The 25983-nt window shown below is 38.5% G+C and carries 16 protein-coding genes, 1 tRNA gene and 1 pseudogene; 12 read left to right on the plus strand and 6 right to left on the minus strand.

The features are described from left to right. Positions 1 to 101: 101 nt before the first annotated feature. Genes accB through IPK35_20990 form a run of 3 tightly spaced genes read right to left on the minus strand, consistent with a single transcriptional unit; the run spans position 102 to position 2223 of the window. Positions 102 to 596 carry an acetyl-CoA carboxylase biotin carboxyl carrier protein gene (gene accB, locus IPK35_20980; protein MBK8055676.1) on the minus strand — a complete coding sequence of 165 codons (495 nt, stop codon included), beginning with the start codon at positions 594 to 596 and terminating at the stop codon, positions 102 to 104. Positions 597 to 617: 21 nt separating this feature from the next. Further along, positions 618 to 1184 carry an elongation factor P gene (efp, locus tag IPK35_20985; protein MBK8055677.1) on the minus strand — a complete coding sequence of 189 codons (567 nt, stop codon included), beginning with the start codon at positions 1182 to 1184 and terminating at the stop codon, positions 618 to 620. A gap of 40 nt (positions 1185 to 1224) precedes the next feature. Beyond that, the gene (locus IPK35_20990) at positions 1225 to 2223 is read right to left on the minus strand and encodes a ketoacyl-ACP synthase III (protein ID MBK8055678.1); all 999 of its coding nucleotides are present in this window, start codon (positions 2221 to 2223) and stop codon (positions 1225 to 1227) included. Between the two features lie 306 nt (positions 2224 to 2529). On the opposite strand from IPK35_20990, the gene IPK35_20995 reads away from it, so the two are divergent. The 4 genes from IPK35_20995 (at position 2530) to IPK35_21010 (ending at position 7627) form a co-directional block, all read left to right on the plus strand. After that, positions 2530 to 3309, plus strand: coding sequence for a thioredoxin family protein (locus IPK35_20995; GenBank protein MBK8055679.1), 780 nt, complete (start codon positions 2530 to 2532; stop codon positions 3307 to 3309). Positions 3310 to 3330: 21 nt separating this feature from the next. Further along, entirely contained in the window at positions 3331 to 4569 is a 1239-nt protein-coding gene (locus IPK35_21000) for an imidazolonepropionase (GenBank protein MBK8055680.1), read from the plus strand. Positions 4570 to 4758: 189 nt separating this feature from the next. Then, complete coding sequence (locus IPK35_21005) at positions 4759 to 5742, plus strand: polyprenyl synthetase family protein (protein MBK8055681.1); 984 nt, start codon at positions 4759 to 4761, stop codon at positions 5740 to 5742. Positions 5743 to 6019: 277 nt separating this feature from the next. Beyond that, positions 6020 to 7627 carry a caspase family protein gene (locus IPK35_21010; protein ID MBK8055682.1) on the plus strand — a complete coding sequence of 536 codons (1608 nt, stop codon included), beginning with the start codon at positions 6020 to 6022 and terminating at the stop codon, positions 7625 to 7627. Positions 7628 to 7787: 160 nt separating this feature from the next. Here the strand turns inward: IPK35_21010 and IPK35_21015 are convergent, their stop codons facing one another. Beyond that, positions 7788 to 8684 (minus strand): glycosyltransferase family 9 protein, encoded by an 897-nt coding sequence (locus tag IPK35_21015; protein MBK8055683.1) that lies wholly within the window; start codon positions 8682 to 8684, stop codon positions 7788 to 7790. 673 nt (positions 8685 to 9357) lie between these two features. Here IPK35_21015 and IPK35_21020 point away from each other — a divergent pair. The 6 genes and pseudogenes from IPK35_21020 (at position 9358) to IPK35_21045 (ending at position 22812) form a co-directional block, all read left to right on the plus strand. Continuing rightward, positions 9358 to 11968, plus strand: a pseudogene (locus IPK35_21020) (pyruvate, phosphate dikinase). Positions 11969 to 12195: 227 nt separating this feature from the next. Continuing rightward, entirely contained in the window at positions 12196 to 15837 is a 3642-nt protein-coding gene (locus tag IPK35_21025; protein ID MBK8055684.1) for a carboxypeptidase regulatory-like domain-containing protein, read from the plus strand. Between the two features lie 18 nt (positions 15838 to 15855). After that, the gene (locus IPK35_21030; protein ID MBK8055685.1) at positions 15856 to 19929 is read left to right on the plus strand and encodes a hypothetical protein; all 4074 of its coding nucleotides are present in this window, start codon (positions 15856 to 15858) and stop codon (positions 19927 to 19929) included. A gap of 96 nt (positions 19930 to 20025) precedes the next feature. Further along, a complete protein-coding gene (locus tag IPK35_21035; GenBank protein ID MBK8055686.1) occupies positions 20026 to 21078 on the plus strand; it encodes a PorV/PorQ family protein in 1053 nt (350 codons plus the stop codon). An 869-nt stretch (positions 21079 to 21947) separates the two neighbouring features. After that, positions 21948 to 22418 (plus strand): transcription elongation factor GreA, encoded by a 471-nt coding sequence (gene greA / locus IPK35_21040; GenBank protein ID MBK8055687.1) that lies wholly within the window; start codon positions 21948 to 21950, stop codon positions 22416 to 22418. A gap of 1 nt (position 22419) precedes the next feature. Further along, positions 22420 to 22812, plus strand: a complete 393-nt coding sequence (locus IPK35_21045; protein MBK8055688.1) for an HIT family protein — start codon at positions 22420 to 22422, stop codon at positions 22810 to 22812. On the opposite strand, the gene IPK35_21050 is transcribed toward IPK35_21045, so the two are convergent. Then, positions 22802 to 24025, minus strand: coding sequence for a prolipoprotein diacylglyceryl transferase (locus IPK35_21050; protein ID MBK8055689.1), 1224 nt, complete (start codon positions 24023 to 24025; stop codon positions 22802 to 22804). The two genes, IPK35_21045 and IPK35_21050, sit on opposite strands and share 11 nt — an antisense overlap. A gap of 259 nt (positions 24026 to 24284) precedes the next feature. Here IPK35_21050 and IPK35_21055 point away from each other — a divergent pair, with 259 nt between their 5' ends. Next, positions 24285 to 24860: a hypothetical protein gene (locus IPK35_21055; protein ID MBK8055690.1), complete on the plus strand. Its 576-nt coding sequence runs from the start codon at positions 24285 to 24287 to the stop codon at positions 24858 to 24860. A 41-nt stretch (positions 24861 to 24901) separates the two neighbouring features. Here the strand turns inward: IPK35_21055 and IPK35_21060 are convergent, their stop codons facing one another. Next, positions 24902 to 25543: an MBL fold metallo-hydrolase gene (locus IPK35_21060; protein ID MBK8055691.1), complete on the minus strand. Its 642-nt coding sequence runs from the start codon at positions 25541 to 25543 to the stop codon at positions 24902 to 24904. A 346-nt stretch (positions 25544 to 25889) separates the two neighbouring features. Here IPK35_21060 and IPK35_21065 point away from each other — a divergent pair. Continuing rightward, positions 25890 to 25960 (plus strand) — tRNA-Cys (locus tag IPK35_21065). The last annotated feature ends 23 nt before the right edge of the window (positions 25961 to 25983 follow it).

Here is a 25983-nt window from a genome sequence, read left to right on the forward strand (position 1 = left end):
TGGTATTTTGGAAAAAACTTAAAGTATGTTTAAATTTTGTTTTGGGATAATAAAATAAGACATTTTATTACTAGATCATAAATATTAACCATACTCTGATGCTATAATTCAACTAAATAAAGGACCTGATCATATTCTACAGGTGAAGCATCTTCGACCAATACTTTTACTATTGTCCCGCTGACATCACTTTCTATTTCATTAAAAAGTTTCATAGCCTCAATGATACACACCACATCACCTTGTTTGACAGTATCTCCGATCTTTACAAAAAGTGGCTTATCCGGTCCCGGTGACCTGTAGAATGTACCTACTATAGGTGACTTAATTTCTACTATGTTCTTGGATGAAGCGGCAGGCTGTGGTGCAGGTGTAACATCTTCAGCCTTAGCACTTGATGGCTGTGCTATCATCTGTGGTGCCGACGTCACAGATACCGAAGGTGTAGCGGCCGGAGCAGCAATCACCGTTGAAGTACCTTTATGATATTTTTCTGTCCTTATGAGGATTTCAAAATCTTTTTCCTTCATTTTGAATTCTGAAAGATTGGACTTGTTCATAAGCTTTATTAGCTCCTGGATTTCATTGAAATTCATAACAATTTGGTTTTTAATGGTTTATGATTTGACTCTTTCAAGATATGCGCCTGTACGTGTATCAATTTTAATTTTATCACCCTGATTGATAAAAATCGGAACTTTCACTTCAGCACCGGTCTCTACTGTAGCGGGTTTGGTCACATTTGTGGCCGTATCTCCCCTTACTCCGGGTTCAGTGTATGTTATCTCTAATGTAATATGGGATGGCATTTCCGCTGTCAAAGGTATATTTTTTTCTGCATGAAATAAGATCTCTATTTCACTTCCTTCTTTCAGAAAATCAGGCCTCTCCAGCATGGCAGCATTTAATGAAACCTGATCATATGTTTCATTGTCCATAAAATTGTATCCACTTTCGTCATTATACAGATACTGAAATTTCCTTCTTTCTACTCTTACGTCGTCTATTTTATGACCGGCCGGGAACGTGTTTTCCACTACTCTGCCGGTGGTAAGACTTTTGAGTTTTGTGCGCACGAACGCATTTCCTTTTCCGGGTTTTACATGAAGAAACTCTACTATCGTGTATATGTCTCCGTTGTAGTTCAAACAAAGGCCGTTTCGTATATCAGATGTACTTGCCATAAATTTATTTAATCATTAAAAGTTTTACAAAATTAACGTTTTATTTAGAATTATAATGCCATTTTAATAAAGTACTTCCCCAGGTAAATCCTCCACCAAAAGCTGTCAACATAATATGATCACCTTTTTTGAGTTTGGACTCGTAATCCCATAAACACAGTGGTAAAGTACCAGCGGTGGTGTTGCCATATTTTTCAATATTGACCATCACTTTTTCTCTTGGTATATCGAGCATATCTCCTACAGAGTTTATGATACGCATATTGGCCTGGTGGGGTACTAACCAATCTATTTGGTCGACCGTCATTTCATTTCTTTCCAGTACTTGATTGACGGTGTTGACCATACCGGTTACAGCTGCTTTGAATACAGGTTTACCGTCCTGATATATAAAATGTTCCCGACTTGCTACGGTTTCTTCAGAAGGTGGCTTTAACGATCCTCCAGCTTTCATATGTAAAAATTCCCGCCCTGCTCCATCAGACTTTAATACAGAATCAATGACTCCAGCGCCATCGTCTGAAGGCTCCAGCAAAACACCACCTGCACCATCTCCAAAAATGATGCAAGTAGTCCTGTCAGTATAATCTACTATAGTCGACATTTTATCAGCACCGATGATGACAACTTTTTTGTACATACCTGATTCTATAAACTTTGCCCCAGTCGTAAGAGCATAAAGAAAACCTGAACAGGCTGCATTGATATCATATCCAAAAGCATTTTTTGCACCTGATTTGTTCAGAATGGTATTTGCAGTATCAGGAAAAATAGTATCAGGTGTCACTGTCGCACAGATCAGCATTTCGATTTCTTCCGGTTTTGTTTTTGTCTTTTCCAAAAGCAAGCTGACCACTTCCGCTCCCATATCTGAGGTTGCTTTTCCTGGCGTACGAAGGATTCTTCTTTCTTTGATACCTGTTCTTGTGTAGATCCACTCATCAGAAGTGTCTACCATTTTTTCCAAATCAGCATTAGACAAAATATCTTCCGGCACATATCCGGCAACTCCTGTAATAGCAGCTCGAATCTTTGACATCTCAATTGATTTTTACAGATTTTTGAAAAGCGGCACAAGATAGACAGTATTTTCCAAAACAAGGTATAAAAATTTATTTATTAGCCCAAAAATTGAAATATATTATAAAATAATTTTAATTATAACATATTGTATATTTGTTTATTATGTATTTTTATATTTAAATTCATAGGTCTATCGTGTATCTGTTATTTTTTTTGGTACAAGATTTGATATTGTTTAGATACTGGTTTACATGTATTTACAAATTATGTTTTAGTGTAATTTATAGTAATTCATTTTTAATATCAAAAATCCAATTTATAAATGAAATCAATATTCATTATTCCTGCATTTTTAACGATGCTTTTTAATCCAACTTTATCAAAGGCGGCTTTGCCACAAGTGGAGATTTCTGCTGAATTAATAAGTGAAGCCAGAAAAAGAGCCGCAGCAGAAGGCAGATTACTTTTTGCAGATTTTCATGCTGTCTGGTGTAGTCCCTGCCAATGGATGGAAAAAAACACATACTCCAACCAAACTGTAACAGATATGCTGGAACAGAATTATGTAAGAGTAAAAATAGATATAGATGAAGCAGAAGGGTATAAGCTCAAAAAAGACTATGATATAAAATATTTGCCCACTATCCTCATATTCAATTCTGATGGAAAGCTTGTAGATCGCATTGAAGAAACTTTATCTCCATTAAAAATGACTGAAATTCTTAGTAAACATAATACCTTAATCAATAAAACCATCATCAGGCACGATTTAAATACGGCTCCTTCATTGATATACTCTGATGAATTTATTTCAGAGAGCATGAACAAAATGTCTGATGACTATAAAAAACATTTTTTGGTAAAACAAACAAACAAAATGTTTAGGGTGCAGGTGGGCGTGTTTTCATCTTATCAAAAAGCAGAACAAATGGTCAAAACATTGACTGATCTGACGGATGATCCGATAAGCGTCGTCAGCGAATATACCGACGGAAATCCGGTATTCAAAGTCAGAATGGGCCAATTTGATACTCCGGAAGAAGCCGGAGATTATAAAACAAAACTTTTAGCAGAACATAACCTGAATGGTATAGTTAATTGATAAAAATTTTGACCCTTCTTCATGAAAGCAACTCTGATCAAAAACATAGGTAAAATCTATGGTATCCATGATAAGCCGTTCCTCAAAGGATCGGCTATGTCATTTTCAGGCATTATTGAAAACGGATACATCGTCATAGAAAATGATAAGATTTCCTCATTCGGACCTATGGATCAGGCTCCTGAAAATATCAGAAATGTGATCGATGCAGATGGTGGTCTGGTGATGCCGGCTTGGTGCGATAGTCATACACATATCGTGTACGCAGCATCACGTGAAGGCGAATATACTATTCGTCTGAAAGGGGCAACATATGAAGAAATTGCTGCAAATGGCGGAGGAATACTCAATTCCGCAAAAAAATTACAGCAAACTTCTGAAGATGCTCTGTTTGAATCAGCTTCCCTGAGGCTCAATGAAGTCATAGCTTCAGGTACAGGTGCTATCGAAATAAAAAGCGGATACGGGCTCACTACTGAAGACGAACTAAAAATGCTTCGCGTCATAAGGAGGCTAAAAGAAAACAGTCCTGCAGCGATTAAAGCTACTTTTCTCGGCGCACACGCCATACCTGCAGCTTACCAGAATAACAGAGATAAATATATAGATCTGATCATCGATGAGATGATACCAAAAGTAGCCGGCGAAGGCTTGGCAGATTACTGTGATGTGTTTTGTGACAAAGGATTTTTTACCACCGCAGAAACAGACACTATTCTGAAGTCAGCATCAAAATATGGCCTTAAAGCAAAAATTCATGCCAATGAATTAGCTAACTCAGGAGGTGTTCAGACTGGTATCAAAAACAAGGCTATTTCTGTTGATCACCTTGAGCGGATCGGAGATGAAGAAATCAATGCACTTTTGAGCTCAAATACTATTCCTACAGTATTGCCCTCATGTTCATTTTTTCTCAATATACCATTTGCACCTGCCAGAAAGATGATTGATAGCGGACTGGGTATCGCTATAGCAACTGATTATAATCCAGGCTCAAGTCCATCCGGCAACATTCCGCTATTGATGGCACTCGCTTGCAATCATATGAGACTCACTCCCCAGGAAGCATTTCATGGCGTCACTATCAATGGGGCTGCAGCAATGGAAATCAGTCATAGCTTAGGCAGTATTAGCCCGGGCAAAATTGCAAATCTGATCATCACAAAAAAAATACCATCACTTGAATATTTTATATATGCCTTTGGGACCAATCATATATCCAAGGTTATATTAAACGGAAAACTGCATAATACAAACTGATAAAGTCTATGAGTATGACAGGCTCAGTAAGTGGATTAGCTTGCCTTTGTTGTATCATTAGGTTAAAGATGGGTTTTACTAATTTGTTCAATAGCTGAATATACATTGTCCATCTTTTCAAAAACAATTTGTAAGATTATAGATTATACTAACTTTGCTTTCCTTTTCTCTAACAAGTGATTGAATCTCATGATTGATTTTAGCAGGTATCATAGTTTATTTACAGATTATCTCCAAAAACATCCTTTAGTCAAGGTGCCCCATACGCTTTATGAACCTGCTGACTATATACTGGCCCTCGGTGGCAAAAGGTTGAGACCCGTATTTGCTTTGATGGGAAGTGATTTGTACAGTCAAAACACTGCAGGTGCTCTGAAAGTAGCTATGGCTGTAGAAGTATTTCACAATTTTACTTTGGTACATGACGATATCATGGATCAGTCAGACATCAGAAGGGGCAAACCCACTGTGCATAAAAAATACGATATCAACACGGCTATACTCTCCGGTGATGTAATGCTGATTAAATCCTATGAATATCTGCTGGATCACAGTGACCCGGTTTTAGTAAAATCTTTGCTCACTGAATTCAACAAAATGGCTGTAGAAGTCTGTGAAGGTCAGCAATATGATGTGGATTTTGAAAATCGTGACGATGTCACTATTCAGCAATATTTACATATGATCACATTAAAAACAGCTGTCCTCCTTGCCTGTTCACTAAAAATGGGTGCTATGGTAGGAGGTGCATCAGAAAGTGACTGTACACACTTGTATGAATTTGCCAAGAATTACGGCATAGCTTTCCAGCTGCAGGATGATTATCTGGATACATTTGGCAACGCTGATGAAGTCGGTAAAAAAATAGGAGGTGACATTATCAAAAACAAAAAAACATATCTTTATCTTAAAGCACTTGAGTTGTGTGATGATCATCAACAGCAAACACTTCGACACTTATATTCTGAACTAAATGTATCTATCTCCGATGATGAAAAAATTACGACTGTAACACAAATATTCAGAAAAACACACGTTGAAGAATACAGCAAACAATTGATCGAGGTGTACAGAGATCTTGCATATTCACATCTGAGTGCATGTAAGATTGACGAAAACAGTAGAAATCAGATAGGAGAATATATGAATGGTCTATTGTTCAGAAAGTATTAATTAAGGTATAAATTATTGTTTGTTTCCGTTTTTATAACAAATTGCACAAATTCATATTTTCTTCCCCGCTAACCATGCCTGTTTTTACGCAGACAGGCAGGCTCATCACCTAAAGAGCTTGTTAAGCTACACTTGTGACGAGCCACCCAATCCAACCACGTTTTACCGTGTATTAAGAATAATACTGAAAAGATGCAACTTGTTATACACACGTTTGTTTCCCATTTGTTCTCACTTTCAAATTAATATTTTATATTTGCACCATAACCCCAAAAGTATGAAACATAGAATTCTAATTCTTTTCGGCTTAGTTTTAATAGGTATACAAAACATATCTGCTATGGAATTAAATAGTAGGTCATGTTCTTTGAGCCAACCCATATTTGATACTAACATAAATCTGAAAATATCCGATAGACCAACAGGTCTTGTCACGGTCAAGGCGGTGCTGGTCATTTGTGATCATTATGAGTCACCGGACAATAATAACATCGCTCAAAGTCTTAGAGTTGACTTAGCTACATTAAACCAGATGTTGGATATCATAGAAAAAAGAAATATTGTCAAAGTGGAGAAAACAGTTCTTCAGGGTACAAAAGCAACAAAGACTAATATTGTTACCACACTCAAAGCAATTCAAAACGATAAGGACGACATCATCATGTATTACTTTACCGGACATGGTTTTATGGAAAAAGGTAAAACATTCATGTTGACTTCAGATGAAAAAAATTTGGGTAGAGATGAAGTTGCATCAATCATTGAATCAAAGAAATCGCGCTTGAATATGCTTATTACTGATTGTTGTTCAAATGCCATTGATAATTTAACTATGGCCAGAAGTATAAACAGAAGTGGTCAAAAAATTGCTGCAGGTGATTTTGATCAAATTTATAAGGATTTGTTTTTGGGGTACGAGGGTTTTATGCATTTATCAGCAGCAACTGAAGGCGAAAAAGCATTTTCAAATAATGATTTAGGTGGTTTTTTTACTTATCATTTTATAAAAGAGGGCCTGATCAAGAAGCCGGTTAATAATTGGGCAGAGATTTTTACAGATTCTAAAAATAAGACGTCTCAGTTGTTTATGAAAATGGATGATCAAAGCAAATCAAATCTGGCAGCCGAAGGAATAAAAAATCAAACAGCCAAGGCGTATTCTTTGCCGAAGGCAAAATCGAGTATTATAAGTAAAGCACCTGTAAATACCGGCACCATCCCCAAAGGAACCATCAATATCTTCAACTATACAGAAAACAATGTTAGCTTTTTTATAGACAACAATGATCCATCCAAGGAATGGGAAGAGTCCAAGGTTATAGATATGTCTGTTGATGCGGGTAAAAGTGTTTTGATAAATCAGGGAATAGCCATAGTAGGTTATGAGTTTGAAGATCAGGATTATTATTTTGAACTGGAGAATGGAGACTATTTTTTAGCCATAGATGAAGTAGGAAGCTTGGAGATGTTTGTCAAAGACCCCGATATAAATCAAACCAATTTTGCATCAGTAGCCTTCATGGATTATAAGAGTTTTTTTGTCGGACAATGGGAGTGGGATGATGCAAAATCCGGGGAAGTGATTGTGACCGATTTTGATGCAGATACCTTTGTGGATATGTATACTACAGAAGCTAACAATCAAACGGGCACCTGGATGGTGAGAAAACAGGAAATAGAAGGATATGATTACAATTTTATATCCTTCATATATGATAATGAAGGTACTCCATTGCTTTTGGATTACTTAATAGATTATGATGATGAATTTCCCGATCAGGTTCAATTGATTTTTATAAGTGCATTTGAAGGTGACAAGCAGATGACCTATGAAGAAGCAGAACAGTTTCTCGAACCTTCAGTGATAATGTACAGAGTCCCGTAATGGGTGTTTTAAGTTTGAGTCTTCTCCTAAAGGAAATATTTTTATGATAACCGTAATTATAAAGGTTGCTTATCCCGTTCAATAAAAAAAAATCAATTTTTAAAAAATAGTATACAAATCAACACTCAAAAAAAACAGATAAAAAACCAGAAGTTCTTCCTTATAGTATTTTTATATCCATCATACATCTGAAGTGACCTTTAGGGCAGTGATCATATCCCAATTTTGAACATGGTCTGCAGGACAGTCCTTCCACTTGAAGATTTGTATGTTTTTCCTGATGATTGCTCCCATAAAAAGGATACATTCCAAAATCAGGAATGGTATTGCCCCACAACACAAATATTTCTTTTTGCATAGCTGCTGCTATGTGCATCAAACCAGTGTCGCCTGAAAAAATCCTACTCGCATGTTTTATGATACCGGCACTGACACCCAAACCTATTTTTCCACAAAAATTGACAACTTTTGCCGGCAACAATGCTGAAATTTCTTCAGCAAGTTGATGGACATCTTGTCCTCCCAGCATAATCGTGGTATGAGGGTATAATGAAATGATGTCGATACATTTTTCCTTTGGAATGCGTTTGGTAAAATAAGTTGCACCTAACACGAGCACCTGAAATTCCGGAATACCCTTTATCAATTCCTGTGCATCAAACTCATCTTCCGGCATGATAAAATAGTCAAGACCTTCACCATCATCTTTGATGCCTGTCTCTGATAAAGCATCAAAATACCTGTCGACTAAATGTTTACCTTTGGGAAGATTGTTGATCTTCAAATTGACTGTCAGCCATTTTCTGACATTCATTTTATTAAATCTGATCGTTTTGACACCAAGAGATTGAGAAATTTTAAATGATTTCATATTCTTTTGCAAATCAACAATCAAATCAAAGTTTTCTGCTTTGAGGCTGGACACAGATGTGGACGAATCCGGTTTATACACATGGATTTTATCAATATAAGGATTGTCATGAATGGTATGCGCAAATGATTGTTTGACAAGATAATGAATCTTAGCCCCTGTTTGATTTTTTAAACATCTGACCACAGGCGTTGTAAGTACAATATCGCCAATGGATGAAAATCGGATAATGAGAATCTTTTTGATAATGATTGTTTTAGTCTATTATAAAATATCCATTAAAAGGTCTATAGAACTACCATGTTAGAGTATGTTTAAAATTTATCCTTTAGCAATAAAATGTTTTATTGTGTATAACAAATTGCACAAATTCATATTTTCTTCCCCGCTACCCTCATTCCCTAAAGAGCTTGTCAAGCTATGCTTGAGACGAGCTCCCCAATCCAACCACATTTTTACCGCCTTAAAAGAATAATACTGAAAGCGCGCAATTTGTTACACACACAATGTCTTATTCTATTATCCAAAAACAAAATTTAAACATTCTCTTACAAAGTTACCAATTTAATTAAATCCCCGCTATGATTTAAATCATGATCTATTGTAAAAAAATAAAATTAGTATATTTTTTCTGTCTAAATTTTAAAATGGGGCTCACCGAATGCCCGTTTTTTTCTTCGACATAACCCGTCCAGAACCAACATCGGAAAGGAATAAAAGAAGGTATGTGACCATATTTCGTTGCTACACTAATAAACATCATTTCAGGATATGACTCAAATCAGTTTATATCACCGCCTAAAACTCTTTCTTTGCACTTATATTTTTGATTTTTATCTATTTTTTAAAATTTTATATTATGTCTTCAGAAAAATATGTTTACAGTTTTGGTGGCGGCCAGGCTGATGGAAACGAATCAATGAAAAATCTGCTGGGTGGCAAAGGTGCCAATCTGGCTGAGATGGCAGGACATCCCAATTTACTTTTGCCGGTACCTGCTGGGTTTACCGTCACTACAGATGTGTGTACCTATTATTACCAACATGAAAAAACCTATCCACCTTCTCTTCAGAGTGAAGTAGCTGAAGCTCTGAAAAAAATGGAAAAAATCATGGGCAGAAAATTTGGAGATAAAAAAAATCCATTGCTACTGTCAGTCAGATCAGGCGCTCGAAGATCTATGCCCGGCATGATGGACACCGTACTGAATCTGGGCCTAAATGATGAAACCATAAAAGGACTAATCGAGCAGACCGGAAATGAAAGATTTGCTTATGATGCATATCGACGACTTGTCATGATGTATGCAGACGTGGTTATGGAAAAAGCAGCAGGTATAGAGCCCAAAGGTGGAAAAGGTATCAGGAGAGTACTGGATGACATCCTTGAAGACGTAAAACATAAACATGGGTATCAGATTGACACAGAATTGACTGCAGACGATCTGAAACATTTGGTTTCGGTTTTCAAGCGCAAAGTGAAAGATACTTTAGGTCGGGCTTTTCCTGAAGACCCTATCGATCAGTTATGGGGTGGAATCGGTGCTGTGTTTGGTAGTTGGCAAGGAAAAAGAGCAGTGGAATACCGCCGTATCGAAAAAATTCCGGATGCATGGGGTACCGCTGTCAATGTGCAGGCTATGGTCTTTGGAAATATGGGTAGTGATTGTGCAACAGGAGTTGCTTTTACCAGAAACCCTGGTACTGGTGATGATCATTTTTATGGAGAATTTTTGATCAATGCCCAAGGCGAAGACGTCGTAGCAGGTATCCGAACACCATCTCCGATCAATGATTTTTCTAAAAATGATCAGAGCAGGGATCTTGACACGCTGGAAGAGTTGATGCCAAAAATGTATAAAGAGCTTGATGAATATCAGAAAAAACTCGAGATCCACTATAGAGACATGCAGGATATTGAGTTCACCATTGAGAAAGGTACGCTTTATATGCTCCAATGTCGAGTAGGAAAGCGAAATGGTATCGCTGCTGTCAAAATGGCTATGGACTCCGGGAGGAGCAAAAGGTCGGGTAGTTTTTGAATCTGAAAAAGCAGTAGAATGGGCCGAGAAAAAAATACCTGTCATATTAGTTCGTGATGAAACATCACCTGAAGACGTAGATGGTATGCACGCATCCAAGGCTATTCTCACCAGTAAAGGTGGTATGACATCTCATGCTGCATTGGTAGCCAGAGGATGGGGCAAGTGTTGTATTGTCGGCTGTAATGAAATAGAATTCAATTCTGAGTATACCCTATTCAGAACCAAAAGTGGCAAAGTCATACATGAAGGTGACTGGATCAGCCTGAACGGCACTACTGGATTAGTATTTGAAGGTGCATTGCCATTAGTTTCAGTCAATATTGATGAAAACGATTCTTATCGCGAATTGATGAAATTGGTCGACGAAACTAAAGAACTTGAAGTCAGGTCCAATGTGGAAACCCCGGAAGATGCCCTGCATGCCATCCATTTTGGTGCCACCGGTATTGGTCTGTTCAGAACCGAGCACATGTTCTATGGTGATAACAGTGAAGAACCTCTGTTTTTGTTACGAAAAATGATTGTCAGTGATACGGAAGAAGAAAGACGTAAAGCACTTTCAGAACTGGCAGTATATGTCAAAAAAGATATCAAAAGGACCATGGAAGTGATGAACGGACATCCTGTCACCATCAGATTGCTTGATCCTCCACTTCATGAATTTGTGCCTCATGACAAAAATAAAATTGCTGAATTGAGCCATGAACTCGGTATCAAGGTGGCAACATTAAAGAAACGGGTAATTGCTCTTCATGAAAATAATCCAATGCTTGGCCACAGAGGCGTAAGATTGGGTGTAAGTTATCCGGAGATCACTGAAATGCAAATCAGAGCTATTTTTGAAGCTGCTGTTGAACTCATTAAAAATGGTAAAAAAGCATTTCCTGAAATCATGGTCCCAGTAACCTGTACTGTAAACGAACTCAAAGATCAGAAAAGGATCGTCGAAAAAGTATATGATGAAGTATGCCTCAAAAAGGGCGTGGATAAGATTGATTATGCTTACGGTACCATGATAGAGATACCGAGAGCGGCCCTCAAAGCTGACCATATGGCAGAAGAAGCTGAATTTTTCAGCTTTGGAACCAATGACCTCACTCAAATGAGTTTTGGTTTCAGCCGGGATGATATTGGCGGATTTTTGCCTGCTTATCTGGACAAAAAAATACTGAGAGATGATCCTTTTGTAACCATAGACCAGCAAGGTGTAGGAGAATTGATCAAAATCGGTCTGGAAAGAGGAAGAAAGACCCGACCAAACCTTGAAGTAGGTATTTGCGGCGAACATGGTGGAGACCCTGAAAGTGTCAAATTCTGCCACAGGATCGGTATGGATTATGTAAGTTGTTCACCATTCAGAGTGCCCATAGCAAGACTTGCAGCAGCTCAGGCCGCCGTAGAAACACCAAGGCACGCAAAAGTCTAAAACGTATTTTTCTGAAATATTTTATACAGGCGATATCAGTTTACTGGTGTCGCCTGTTTTTATTTTATTTCTTTATTGCCCATTGCACAGTTAGACAGAATCTAAAAATATTATGATTAAAAAATGGTAATAAGATATATTTTCACTTTTAACACTTTTTGCTTTTATAAAGCTGTAAAAATTGTCTAATATTGCATTTTATTTATAACAACATAAAGAAGGTCTTTATGAAAAGATTGATAGTGATACTTGGGTGTCTATTCTGCCTTTTTGGCAATATGGCAGCTCAGACAACCATAGAAGGAAAAGTCACAGATGCAAAAAATAATGAGTCCATCATATACGGAACTATAGCTCTGTACAGGGGTGGAGTATTGATCACTGGTACTGAAACAGATGCTGATGGAAACTACTTCTTATCAGATGTTCAACCGGGTACTTATGATATGGAGGCAAGCTATGTAGGCTATACAACGCAAAGGCAGACTGGCATCATAATAAAAGCTGGACGTACCAACAGAGTCAATTTTGTACTTACTGATGATGCAAATATTCTTGATTTGGGTATCGAGATCAAAGAATACAAAATACCACTGATAGAAATAGATAATACAACGCAGGGTACAACAGTGACCGCTGAAAAAATCAGAGCCCTCCCGACAAAACAAGTAAATGCCATAGCTGCAACATCTGCCGGTATTTCTTCCAGAGATGGAGGTGATATATCAGTCAGAGGTTCCCGGTCCAATGAAACAGTGTATTTTTTGGACGGAGTAAGAGTGACAGGTAATCTCATACCTCAGTCAGAAATCGAGCAGTTGCAGGTGGTCATCGGAGGTATTGAAGCAAGATACGGAGATGTAACAGGAGGTGTGATCTCACTTACATCAAGGGGACCGTCGAATAAAGTGACAGGTACTTTGGAGATGGAAAAATCAATGGATGGTTATGGTTATGGCTTATTGAGTGGAAATATAGCAGGCCCTATACTAAAAAACAGTAAAAAGCAATCTATATTGGGGTACAGGTTTTCCGGACAATATAGAAGTGTGGATGACAATAACCCATCCGCTTTGGGAGTAAGACGCGCACCAGAAGATTTGATAAGAACTCTTGAAAAAATCCGGTATATAGTATCAGGCACTCAGTTTCCATCTTTAGAATTGGTGAGAACAGCTGAGTTAGGGCCTGTTTTCAAAGCAAGACCTAATGAAACAGACCGAGATATTGACCTTACCGGCAGATTGGATATACGAATTGCCAATAATATCGACATTCAGCTTTCGGGAAATTATAATGATAGCAAAGACAGATTTACTCCAGGTACCGGATGGTCATTGCTCAATTGGGTCAATAACCCATATCAATATGCCAATACATTCAGGGGTAATTTCAGACTGACACATAAGTATGGTAAACAAAGTACCGGGGAAGGGTCAGACAAAGCTTCAGGTGTTTTCAGAAATGGTTCTTACACTATCACCCTTGGATATCAGAAATCAAAGGCCAGAAATGAAGATGTACGCCATGAAAATAAATTGTTTGATTACGGATACTTTGGAAAAACAGGTAGAACCTGGCAACCTGTTTTTGGGTTTTTTGATCCAACAGACCCCAGAGTAGCCCGTGGCAGCATTTTCGGGCATCTTGGCTTCAGAGAAGTAATCGGAGAATACACCCTTAATCCTGACATAAACCCTATACTCGGTTCCTACAATGCTATTTCAGGTGTGAATGTCAACGGCCTTCTGAACCAGAATATCAATACCGCATGGAATAATCTGTACTCAAATGTTGGTCAGGTGTATAATTCATTTAGTAAATCAGAAAATGACCTTTACAGCCTAAATCTTGTCACCGGATTTGACCTCTTTCCAGGTGGTTCGGACAAAGGAAGACATAATATTCAGTTAGGACTGATTTATGAACAAAGCATCAATAGAAATTGGGGACTTGCACCTTTTGATCTATGGAACCTTGCTGAAATTCAAGCCAATGGACATATCAATGGTGTAGATACGATGAAAAGACTAAGAGATACATTAGTAAATATACCAGGTCTGGGATTTGACAGGGTATCTATATATCAAACCAACCTAAATATTGAAGGGGACAATAAATTTTATAAAAGCGTCAGACAACTTATAAATAAGAGTGACAACGATTTTGTAAATGTGTGGGATATAGATCCGAGCCAGCTCAGATTGGATATGTTTTCAGCATCCGAGCTGATCAACAGGCAGGGATTGATCAATTATAGCGGATACGATTATCTGGGCAATAAACTCGGAACAGACGTAAGATTTGAAGACTTTTTCAGTTTGAAAGATGCGGAAGGTAAGCGATCTTTTGTCGTTGCACCACAGCAACCTGTTTATGGGGCGTTTTTTATCCAGGACAAGTTTTCTTATAAAGACATCATTTTCAGATTGGGTATGAGGGTAGACTATTTTGATGCCAATACAAAGGTGTTGAGAGACCCTTATGCATTGTATGAAATTGAGTCTGCCAAGGATTATTATGCGAGAATTGGTCAAGAGAAACCTACCTCGGTGGGAGATGATTATAGTGTATATGTTGCTTCTGACGAATCAGATGCTTTGGTAGCATTCAGGCAGGGAGATCAATGGTTCAGGCCAAATGGTACTGCCGTTTCCGGAGGTAATGTCATCTATCAGGGAGGGCTTGTATTTCCTTCTTATGTTGGTAAAATAAAAAATACTGAAAATTCCAGAGTGCTCAATATTCAGGATACTGAATTTGACCCCAATACATCGTTTGTAGATTACAAACCACAGTTAAATTTTATGCCGAGGCTTGCGTTTTCATTTCCTATCAGCGATGATGCCGGTTTTTTTGCACACTATGATGTTTTGTACCAGCGACCTACTTCCAATTCATTTGCATCAGCATTGGACTATTATTTTTTTGAAGATATCTCAAGGACCAATCCAAATGGTGCCGCATTGGACAATCCTAATCTAAGACCTATCAGAACAGTGGACTATGAAGTAGGCTTCCAGCAAAAATTGTCAGAGTCTATGGCGATGAAGTTTTCTGCTTACTACAAAGAGATGAAAGACCTTATTCAGCAAAGAGTATTGGCAAATGTCGCTTCACCCTTAAACTCGTACAAACTATTTGATAATCTTGATTTTGGAACTGTCAAAGGATTTTCATTTTCTTTGGATCGTCGACGTACCAACAACCTCGAAATCAATGCAACCTATACACTGCAGTTTGCAGACGGATCAGGGAGCGACGCCAACTCATCCAATGGGATCAACAATCGGGGACCAATAAGAAACCTTATCCCGCTTTCATTTGACGAAAGACACCGATTTACTGTAGTGGCCGATTACAGATATGGTGCGGGAAAAGCCTACAATGGTCCGAAAATTGGAAAAGTTGCCTTGCTTGAAGATTTCGGAATGAACCTGACGATGTTTTTAGTATCGGGTCAGCCATATACACGCAATACAACCCCTCAGTCGTTTGGAGGCTCGGGTTTTGCAGGATCGATCAACGGAGCGAGACTTCCATGGAACTTTACCGCAGACCTGAATCTGCAAAAACGTTTTCCTGTCACTATTTCAAAAACAAACAATAAAAAGCTATACTTTAATGCTTACTTAAGGGTGCAAAATGTATTTGATATCAGAAATGTGGTAAACCTGTACAAATATTCAAATGATCCAGACAATGATGGGTTCCTGCAATCCAGCTTTGGACAAGACAGAATCAAAGGAGTGGAAGATACTGGCAGAGATGTGCAGGCTTTTTTAGATGCTTATTCCTGGAGGATGTTGGCACCAGGTAATTTTACTTTGCCGCGCAGGACATATGTTGGTGTAATAATGGATTTTTAAGATTAAAAACAGAAAATCATGATTTTAAGATTTTTAATAGTTTTAATGCTTTTTGGAGGTATTCAGCATCATATGGATGCCAGAAAACCGGATAATATCGACGCTAATAAAAATACTTCAGAAGTTACAAACTGGAGAGCAGCTTGTGTCAGACCTACCAAGCAGATAGAAATGCAGGTAAATAACGTCAGAGCCCGCTTACTGACTGGAGGAGATATATGGTCTGAAGCTCAGTACATCGTACCCAAACCCGCACCTGGTCAATTGCCTGTATCTGCACTTTATGCAGGTGGTGTGTGGATAGGTGGAGTAGATCGTGCCGGCAATATTAAGCTTTCTGGTGTCACGTACCGATCTTTGGGGTATGACTTTTTTGCAGGACCACTGGACATCAACGGGACTACAGAGCAGGTTCAGTGTCAGAATTGGGACAGGTTTTTTACAGTGAAAGGAAATAGTGTCAGAAATCATTACAATAATATTTTAAAAGCAAAAGAAACAGGTACAAAAATTGTTTGTGATTCAGTACCTGAAGATGTGCTTTATTGGCCGGGACAGGGAAACCCATACTGGCGTGATAAATTTACCTTTAATCTTCCGGACCAACCATTAGGAGCTTACTGGGATGATGATCAGGATGGTGTTTATGACCCTTGCAAGGGTGATTTTCCATTGATTGACATCAGAGGGTGCGAACCTGACAATATCTCAGAAGCCAAAGAACTCATACCTGACGAAATGGTATTCTGGATCTATAATGACAATGGAGGACCACAATCTTTGTCAGGTCCACAGTCCATCCAAATGGAAGTGCAGGTACAGTCATTTGCATACTCCACCAATGATGAGATCAATGATATGACTTTCTACAGATATAAGCTGATCAATAAAGCCAATGAAGATCTCGTCGATTGTTATTTTTCCATGTGGATTGACCCGGATTTGGGTTGCTATCAGGATGATCTCATAGGATGTGATGTATCCCGGTCACTGGCCTACGTATATAATCAGGATGCAGTAGATGGAAGTAACGGCACAGCTTGCGAAGGCACCAATACTTATGGTACAGAAATTCCTATACTTGGCATGGACTATTTCAGGGGACCGCTTGGACCAAAAGTTTTTAAGAAAGGATCAGACGGCAAACCCTTACGCGATGCAAATGGAAATAAAATCCTGCAGGAACCCAAACCATTCACCGGCGAGCAGGATACACTTGTAGAGTTGGGTATGACATCATTTACTTATGCAGAAAACTGTGGCATAGGTTCACCACCGACAGCTACATGTGATCCCCAGAGAGGACGCGAGAATGGTTTTTACAATTATATCAGAGGACTTTGGGCTGATGGAACACCGGTAACATTCGGAGGTACAGGATATAATCCCGGCAGCAGAGACACAGTCAGGTTTGCCTATCCTGATGATCCAAATAATAACAGAGGCTGGTCTATGTGTACAGTGCCCGGCTTAGCATTTGGGGACAGAAGGACTATGCAGGCTACAGGACCACTGTTACTACAGCCGGGAGCCACCAATGAGCTGATCATAGGGGTAGTATATGTTCCGGATATAGACTATCCTTGTCCTGATATAACGAGACTCAAGTTTGCTGACGACATAGCACAAGCCTTATTTGACAATTGTTTTGATATCACTGACGGACCCGACGCACCCGATATCACGGCGGTAGAATTGGACAGAGAGCTGATCCTCATGCTATCCAATGAGCCTAATTCTAATAATTTCAATGAGTCTTACAATGAAATAGATTTGCAGGCACCCAGAGATGTAGACAACAAATACAAGTTTGAAGGCTATAAAGTATTCCAGCTTGCCAACGCAAGTGTCACAGCTCAGGAACTCAATGATGTCTCGAAATCAAGGATCGTAGCGCAGGTGGATATAAAAAATGGGGTAAAAGAGATATACAATTGGTCAGGACAGTCCAACCCTATTGACCCGATCTTCGGGCAACCAGTCTGGACACCATCCAAGCAAGTTTCGGGTGAAGACAGAGGATTAAGAACAACGTTCAGAGTGACTGAAGACCAATTTGCTCTGGGAGACAGGAAGTTGGTCAACCATAAACAATACCATTTTCTGGTACTTGCATATGCTCATAATAATTGGAAAACCTTTGATAATAAATCCGGAGAAGGCCAGAGACGCCCGTACCTTGAAGGGCGAGGTAATGTAGGCGGACCAGAAAAAAGAGCATATACGCTGGTACCCAGACCTATAGTATACGAAAATCTGAACGCTGCATACGGCGAAGGACCTATTGTGACCAGAATTTCAGGAGAAGGAAATCCAGGCAAATTTCTGGATATTGACAGCACGATGTATGACCTTATTTTCAACAATCAGCATAAAGGCAGGATTGTTTACAAAAATGGTGCCGGACCTATCGATGCCAAAGTCATAGATCCTCTTAGGGTAAAGGATGGAAAATACCGGCTCGAAATAAGTGGTACCTTTGATTACTCAAGAAGTATCTGCGGATATGATAATAATTCGAAGTGGACCTTGACTGATGTCGGAAAAAACAGAGTTCTGCTTAAAGACAGATTGTTGTCAGAAGTGAAAGAGTATATCATCAATGAGCTCGGTATATCTGTCACCGTGGGCAACGGAGACGATCCCGGCAATACCCGTACAGGAACAAATGGTGGTGTTGGTGCTACATTAGTGTACAAAGATGCCGCAGGTCCGCGTTGGTTCAATGCGATCAGAGATGGAGGTATCATTCAGTCAAATGCTCAGGGCAATGTCTCACTTCCATTCCTTGATTTTGTGCGTAATGGATTCAACCAGGATCCTGCCGCTGCACTATCAAAAATGGGTAATGGATTTTTTGTACCGTTCTTATCCACCAGATTTGAGTCCGATCCTGACCTGACATTTTATCTCAGCCCGGCAGCGCGTGATTTTCAGGCTGTGATGACCAATGCCACCAATAATTCTATCAGGTATCGTGACCTCAACAATGTGGACATCGTTTTTACCAAGGATGTCACTAAGTGGAGCAAATGTATAGTAGTAGAAACAGCTACCAATGATTATATAACAAATAATTTGCCCACTATCGATAATACCAGGAATTTTGAAGTACGAAGGACACCATCGATCGATCAGACTGGTAAAGCACTCAATGACGGTACATTCGGATTCAGTTATTTCCCGGGATACGCCATAGATGTAGAGACGGGTAAGAGATTGAATATTTTCTTTGGAGAGAACAGTGTATTTTCAGGAGCCAACTCCAATATACTTGATGGTCAAAAGCCTATTGGCGGGGATTTGATATTCAATCCATCTGCACAGATCATAGCCGACAATGTACAGGACTTCAGAGCAGCGGTGATGGGTGGTCAGCATTACATATATGTGACAAGACAAGAGTATGACGGGTGCAAATCTCTTGAATCCAAATTAAAGAAGGGTTCAGGAACACTTACAAAAGCTAAAGCCGGGCCTGCTGTCACCTGGGTTTCATTTCCCATAGGTATAGCGAGTGCGCCTATGACTACCATTGATAAAGGTTTGATCCCTAATGACCTCATTGTAAAACTCAGAGTTGGCAATCCATATGGTGAATCCCGCAAATTCAATATCGAACTGGAAAGAAATTGTGAAACCGACGCTGACCGACCAGTGTATGAGTTTGAGTTTAGAGGGAAGGAGTCCAAGTCATTGCTCACTCAGGAAGAATATCAAGGGGCCCTATCTACTGTAAATGTGGTGCCGAACCCTTATTATGCTTACAGCGCTTATGAGACTTCACAGTTTACCAATGTCATTAAGATCACTAATCTGCCTGCAAAAGCAACGGTGACTATCTACAGTATAGATGGAAGTTTCATCAGACAATACAATCGGGATGAAAGAGGAGCTATTCTGTCAGGATCCAACAGACCTACTTCTACAACACAGGTATTTCCGGATCTGGAGTGGGATATGAAAAACTTTAAAGATGTGCCTGTAGCGAGTGGAGTATATCTTATACATATTGTGGCTCCTGAGTACGGAGAAGAACGGACCATTAAGTGGTTTGGTATAGGAAGAAAATTTGATCCAAGTGGTTTATAAGCTTAGAGTATGTAATAAACTTTTATGTTTGAGCGAAAGTGAGAAAATTTAAACATACTCTTATAATATTTTAAGGAAAACAACAAAATAAAAACCATGCTACATAGAATAAGCGCCATATTTTCACTCATGTTATTAGTGATAGGAAATGCTGTGGCCGGTAATCCGGATCGGCAAGGTCAGGCTGGTGCAGCAGAATTGCTCATGAATCCGTGGGGAAGAAGTGCAGGATTACATTCCATGAGTACATCCTCAGCTGTGGGTGTAGAGGCTATGAGAATAAACATAGCTGGATTAAGCAGAATCAGAAATATAGAAATCGGGGTATCCCATAGCAGACTTTTCAGTGGATCAGGCATGAATCTTATCAGTGGGGCGCTTGGGTTCAAGATGGGCAAAGCCGGTGCCTTGGGTATAGAATTAGTTTCGCTTGATTTTGGTCAGATACCTGTGACAACAGTCAATCAACCCGGTGGTACCGGTGGTTTCCTTTCTCCAAGTTTTGTACAGATTGCTTTAGGCTATAGCTATACCTATGCCAATAAAATTTCAGTAGGCATGTTAGCTCGATTAGTAAACGAGGGTATACAGGATGTGACTGCAACAGGTATTGCTATTGATGCTGGTGTACAGTATGTCTCAGGACCAAAAGATAATTTTAAATTGGGTATATCGTTGCGTAATGTCGGATCACCTATGCAGTTCGGTGGAGAAGGATTATCTGTCAAAAATTCAAATATTGATCCTGCAGGTGGTGTAGTTTATGAACTGACGTACGATGCCCGAGCTGCAAGCTTTGAGTTACCTTCCATGCTGAATATGGGTGTTTCATATGATGTGTATTTCGGGGAAAAGAATTTTCTGAGAAGTATGGTCAATTTTACATCCAATGCATTTTCCAAAGATCAGATAGGAGCTGGAATGGAGTTCAGCATTCAGGACCTTGTAGTATTCAGAGCTGCATATAAGCATGATTTAGGTAGTGCTACTATTGAGTCAAGAAATATTTATTCCGGATTTTCAGCAGGTGCGTCTATTGAGAGTTCACTTACTAAAGGTGGACCAAATAATTTTGGAATAGATTATGCATACAGAACCACCAATCCTTTTAAAGGGAGCCATAATCTGACTCTTCGTTTTTCATTCTGATGATACAGATTGTTGTTAGCACAAGAATATAAGAGTATGTTTAAATTTTTATTGCCTTAAAATCAACATATTATGAATCTGACTTCAAAATAACCGCCTTATTTAGAGTTTGCTGAATATATTATATGTTGCTGAATTTCAATATTTTATTCAATTATAATTTTACACAAGTGCAAGGCTTTTTGATTTATTGTGAGTAAAACCTTAGCACTTTGATTTAACATTGTCCTATGCGGACGGCAGTCACTTTTTTGCATCTTTTGCTCTCACATATTCCTTTGGAATGCTTACCCAGAAAAAAAGTAAAAAAAAACGCTAGTTCAAAAAAAGGCGATTGCGAAGCAACGTTCTCTCTCATGTCAAAATGCTTTTTCTATTGCCTTGATTATCTGTCCTTTACATCAAATATTTATCATTGGCAATAGACGCACTTTTGACATTCCTTTCACTATCGCTTGTTTTTTGAACAATTAATCACACCAATAGCATTATGAAAATTGAGTGATGCTACTTTTTCAGCAGACCCTATTTAGTTCACTAAATGCGTTGATTATTTTATCGCCATAACCATAATCTATTGATTTACAACTAAGAAAAATTTTAAACATACTCTAAGATATTGACAAACTCAAACTGAAAGTGAGCTTTTATTCCATCAGAGTGGATTAAAATAAACTAATTTTGCTATGTAACCTTCAAGAGTAGAACATATTTAGACCTTAGAAAAAAAAATAATTTAACCACTTGAAACTTTTTTAACGTTATCATCGTTATTATTCTTTACGTGATATTTTTAAAACAAACGTTTTCAATGAAGTGATCTTGAAAACGTTTGTTTTTTATTTTAATAATAGCATAAAAAACATTGTATGTCAGTATCATATATGACTCAGGACGGATATGAAAAATTAAAGTCCGAACTGGAAGATTTAAAAACAAAAGGAAGAGATGGCGCCGCTAAGGCTATCGCTGAAGCCCGAGAAAAAGGAGATTTATCGGAGAATGCAGAATACGATGCTGCAAAAAATGCGCAGGGAATGCTCGAAATGAAAATCAATGAGCTTGAAAAAGCATTTGCCACTGCAAGGATACTTGACGAGAGTACATTGGATACTTCTAAAGTTACTATTCTGACTAATGTGACCATTAAAAACAAAAACAATGGAGCAGAAGTGACGTACAAACTGGTAGCAGAGGCAGAAGCTAATCTCAAGGAGAAAAAAATATCTGTTAGCAGCCCGATAGGGCAGGGACTTCTGGGCAAGGCTGTAGGAGATATTGCACAGATACAAACGCCTGCTGGAATAGTGAATTTTGAAATCGTAGAAATCAGTCTTTGATATGGCTTCCATTTTTTCTCGTATCGTGGTAGGGGAAATCCCGTGTCACAAGATATATGAAGATGACAATTTTCTGGCTTTTCTCGATGTATTCCCACTGGTAAAAGGTCACACTTTAGTTATACCCAAAAAGGAAATAGATTATATTTTTGATATTGAAGATGAACTTCTGGCCGAAATGATATTATTTTCAAAGAAGGTGGCACATGCCATAAAAAAAACTATTCCTTGTATTAAAGTAGGTGTTTCGGTAATTGGTTTGGAAGTACCACATGCACACATACATCTTATACCTATGAATAATGTATCAGAAATGAATTTCAGTCAGCCAAAACTTACATTCGAACGCGTCGAGATGGAAAAAATAGCATCTGATATCAGGGCTAATATTTAATCTTTTTGCTGCTGTACAGATAATACAATCCCCCAATACCAATAATAACAAATAGTATAGAAATATACTGAGCTTGTGACCAGTTCAAACCGAAAAGGTCATATCTTTCATTTACCCTGATGAACTCCACAAAAAACCTCTCTATTCCATTGAGAATCATGTATATAAAAAATATTGTACCTGGGATTTTAAATCTGTGCTTATTGAACCATAAGAGTGCACATGCCACCAGTCCAAAAAGTGTTTCATAGATTGGAGTGGGATAGACACCAGGCTTCAGCTCAAAACAATATCTCATACCACAGGATTTCAGACAGCTATCCTCAGAAGAAAGACCGGAAATTCTTGCCGCTCTAAATGCTTCCGGATCACACTGAGAAAGTAATACTCCGTCATTATTGACATTGGTTGGATAGTTGTAAGACCAAAGCCAATCAGGAAGAAACCACCAATCGGGTATGGCAGCAGCCTCGATACCCCAGTCCCCATCTCCGGAAAGCTGGCAACCGATACGTCCTACAGCATAACCCAACAAAATACCCATACCTGATATATCCATCATGTATATAGGTTTGATACCTATCTTTTTGACGTACCAGTAGACCACCGCAAATGCCAGAATCAGACCACCATACACATTGAGCCCGGCACCGGAAAACAATGAACCAAGTGGATCCTTAAAGAAACCCGACAAGTCTTCCGTAATAGAAAATAATTTGCTGCCGAGTACTCCCGAAAGCCCCGCTATGATGATGATATCGTTGGTTTTGGTGGAAGGATATTGGAGAAACTCTCTGGTTTTGGGATTTGGATCAGCTTTTTGATTTTTCCAAATATAATATATTGCAGTGGCCGCAGCAGCTAAAAGTCCTACCCACCAGGTACCCTGTTTGGAGAAGAGAAAGGAAGCAGGATCACCTTTGATATCTTTAAATTGAGACACCATCAAAGGGAGTTTAGCACCTATAATTAAAGAAAAAATGCTATTGATGAAAATATCCATTACGGACATCTTTTCTGTTTCAATGGTCGTGATTTTTATAGGTAGGATGAGCCCTGCTTTCTCTTTTTGCTGAAGTTCATATTTTAATAACACACCACAGGCAGCCAAAGCCATGACAAGCATCACGCCAAATGTTTTGAATATAGATGTCCAGTTGTCGACGTCTGTTCCTATCACGTCATGGAAGAAATATGAAAGATCAGGCCACATTATTTTAATTGTTTAGCGACAAAAGTAATAAATATTAATGTTACACTGTACTTTAGCATGGTTTTTGGATAAATATAACAAAATTTGTAGAATATTGCGAAATCATGTTGAAGCCTGGCAAGCTGACTTGAAAATAACTGAATGTGCAATAAAATTTTACAAACCAAAGTTAGAGTAGACAACATGTAAATACCAAATTAGTAAAATTCAATTTTCGATTTATCAAAACTGTTATATAAAATAAAAATTATATCAATATATGAAGTATATATTATTCATTTGTTTAAGTATTCTCCTTATCGAAACAGCACATACTCAAACTCAGGGTTTAGTCATACAAACCGGATTAACTTCAGGGTTTTCAAAAGATAATAATGTTACCAGATCAGGCGAGGCGCATTATGGCTGGATGGTCGGCGCGGATGCAAGAATTCTTGAAGGTGGTATGTACTTTATCATCGGTGGTCAATATCATCAGACAAGTCTAATCTCTACTAAAAAAGCTGATTTTTTCAAAAATGACTGGCAGATTCTGATGGGTCGTGGAGGCTTAGGTTTTAATATTATCAATTTTTCTGAAAGAATAGTTTTAAGATCTAAAATTCTGGGTTCAGTAAATTTTATCATGGACACCACATCGGAAGGATTAAATGTAGATGGTTATAGAGGTAAAGATGTCAATGATTCATTTCTCGGAGCCACTACAGGAGTAGGCCTCACTTTAGGGAGTTTTGATGTTGATATAGAATACCAATATGGCATATTGAATGCTTTTTACAAAAAACCTGATACAAAATTCGGATTTATCACCCTGATGGCAGGATTTCATTTTTAAGTGAAATACTCCCTGCTAATTCAACTCAAAATATTGGCTCATTAGTCAGTAAAAAACGGATTGGTTCTCTTCTCAATACCCACTGTAGTAGCGTCTCCATGCCCGGGATAAACTACCATCTCGTCCGGAAGTGTAAAATATTTGGATCGTATCACACGGGTGAGCGTCTCAAAATTACCACCCGGAAGATCAGTTCTACCAATACTTCCTTGAAATAATACATCTCCTGCGATAAGAATTTTTGATTCCCTATTCAGCAAAGAAATGCTGGCTGGCGAATGCCCCGGTGTAAACAAAACTTCCAACTCTGAATTCCCAAATTTTATTTTATCCCCTTCATCTATAAAAATTTCAATAGCAGGTGATGGATCATAAGGTATCTGATACATCATAGCCGTTTGTATACCAAAATCAAGCACCTGAGACTCCTTCTTATGTGCAGTCAGCTTTAATTGATATCGATTACTGATATATTTATTGCCCAAAATATGATCAATATGGCAATGTGTATTGATGAGATGCACAGGCTTTAAATTTTGATCCGCTATAAACGAAGACAATTCCTGATTTTCAGTGGCGCTACTGCATCCGGGATCTATGATGATACACTCCTTCGTCTCATCATAGACGACATATGTATTTTCGTAAAACGGGTTGAAGGTAAATGTCCGGATATGTATCATCTGACACAACAAAGATGGTGAGGTGCAAAAATACAATTTACGAATATTAAATTCTAACAATGCTCAAACTCTTAAGCCAATATTTCTATGATACCGCGTGGAACATACATTGGAATGAGAGGACAAATTGAGAATTAATCCAATCTCCGGCTGGAATAAGGAAATATTAAATATGTCAGGTATTGTCTCATCAATTACCATGAAAAATTTTGAATTCAAATACTGCATCAATTTTTCCTTCCTGATTTTTGGTGTCTATGTCGTAAAAAATTATTATCCGCTAAATCCACATCCAAAAAATTTTTGTTTCACAAAAAATAGTCTTAACTTTGCACCCGCATATCAAGGTCGGGTGGCCGAGCGGCTAGGCAGAGGTCTGCAAAACCTCGTACAGCGGTTCGAATCCGCTCCCGACCTCTTGTAAAGACCGCATTTTAATA

It is taken from the genome of Saprospiraceae bacterium, from assembly GCA_016713025.1.
GTDB lineage: Bacteria > Bacteroidota > Bacteroidia > Chitinophagales > Saprospiraceae > OLB9.

Excerpts from the sequence above, each read along its gene's own strand:
- accB (MBK8055676.1), bottom strand. The coding sequence starts at position 596 with ATGAATTTCAATGAAATCCAGGAGCTAATAAAGCTTATGAACAAGTCC.
- efp (MBK8055677.1), bottom strand. The coding sequence starts at position 1,184 with ATGGCAAGTACATCTGATATACGAAACGGCCTTTGTTTGAACTACAAC.
- IPK35_20990 (MBK8055678.1), bottom strand. The coding sequence starts at position 2,223 with ATGTCAAAGATTCGAGCTGCTATTACAGGAGTTGCCGGATATGTGCCG.
- IPK35_20995 (MBK8055679.1), top strand. The coding sequence starts at position 2,530 with ATGAAATCAATATTCATTATTCCTGCATTTTTAACGATGCTTTTTAAT.
- IPK35_21000 (MBK8055680.1), top strand. The coding sequence starts at position 3,331 with ATGAAAGCAACTCTGATCAAAAACATAGGTAAAATCTATGGTATCCAT.
- IPK35_21005 (MBK8055681.1), top strand. The coding sequence starts at position 4,759 with ATGATTGATTTTAGCAGGTATCATAGTTTATTTACAGATTATCTCCAA.
- IPK35_21010 (MBK8055682.1), top strand. The coding sequence starts at position 6,020 with ATGAAACATAGAATTCTAATTCTTTTCGGCTTAGTTTTAATAGGTATA.
- IPK35_21025 (MBK8055684.1), top strand. The coding sequence starts at position 12,196 with ATGAAAAGATTGATAGTGATACTTGGGTGTCTATTCTGCCTTTTTGGC.
- IPK35_21030 (MBK8055685.1), top strand. The coding sequence starts at position 15,856 with ATGATTTTAAGATTTTTAATAGTTTTAATGCTTTTTGGAGGTATTCAG.
- IPK35_21035 (MBK8055686.1), top strand. The coding sequence starts at position 20,026 with ATGCTACATAGAATAAGCGCCATATTTTCACTCATGTTATTAGTGATA.
- greA (MBK8055687.1), top strand. The coding sequence starts at position 21,948 with ATGTCAGTATCATATATGACTCAGGACGGATATGAAAAATTAAAGTCC.
- IPK35_21045 (MBK8055688.1), top strand. The coding sequence starts at position 22,420 with ATGGCTTCCATTTTTTCTCGTATCGTGGTAGGGGAAATCCCGTGTCAC.
- IPK35_21050 (MBK8055689.1), bottom strand. The coding sequence starts at position 24,025 with ATGTGGCCTGATCTTTCATATTTCTTCCATGACGTGATAGGAACAGAC.
- IPK35_21055 (MBK8055690.1), top strand. The coding sequence starts at position 24,285 with ATGAAGTATATATTATTCATTTGTTTAAGTATTCTCCTTATCGAAACA.
- IPK35_21060 (MBK8055691.1), bottom strand. The coding sequence starts at position 25,543 with ATGATACATATCCGGACATTTACCTTCAACCCGTTTTACGAAAATACA.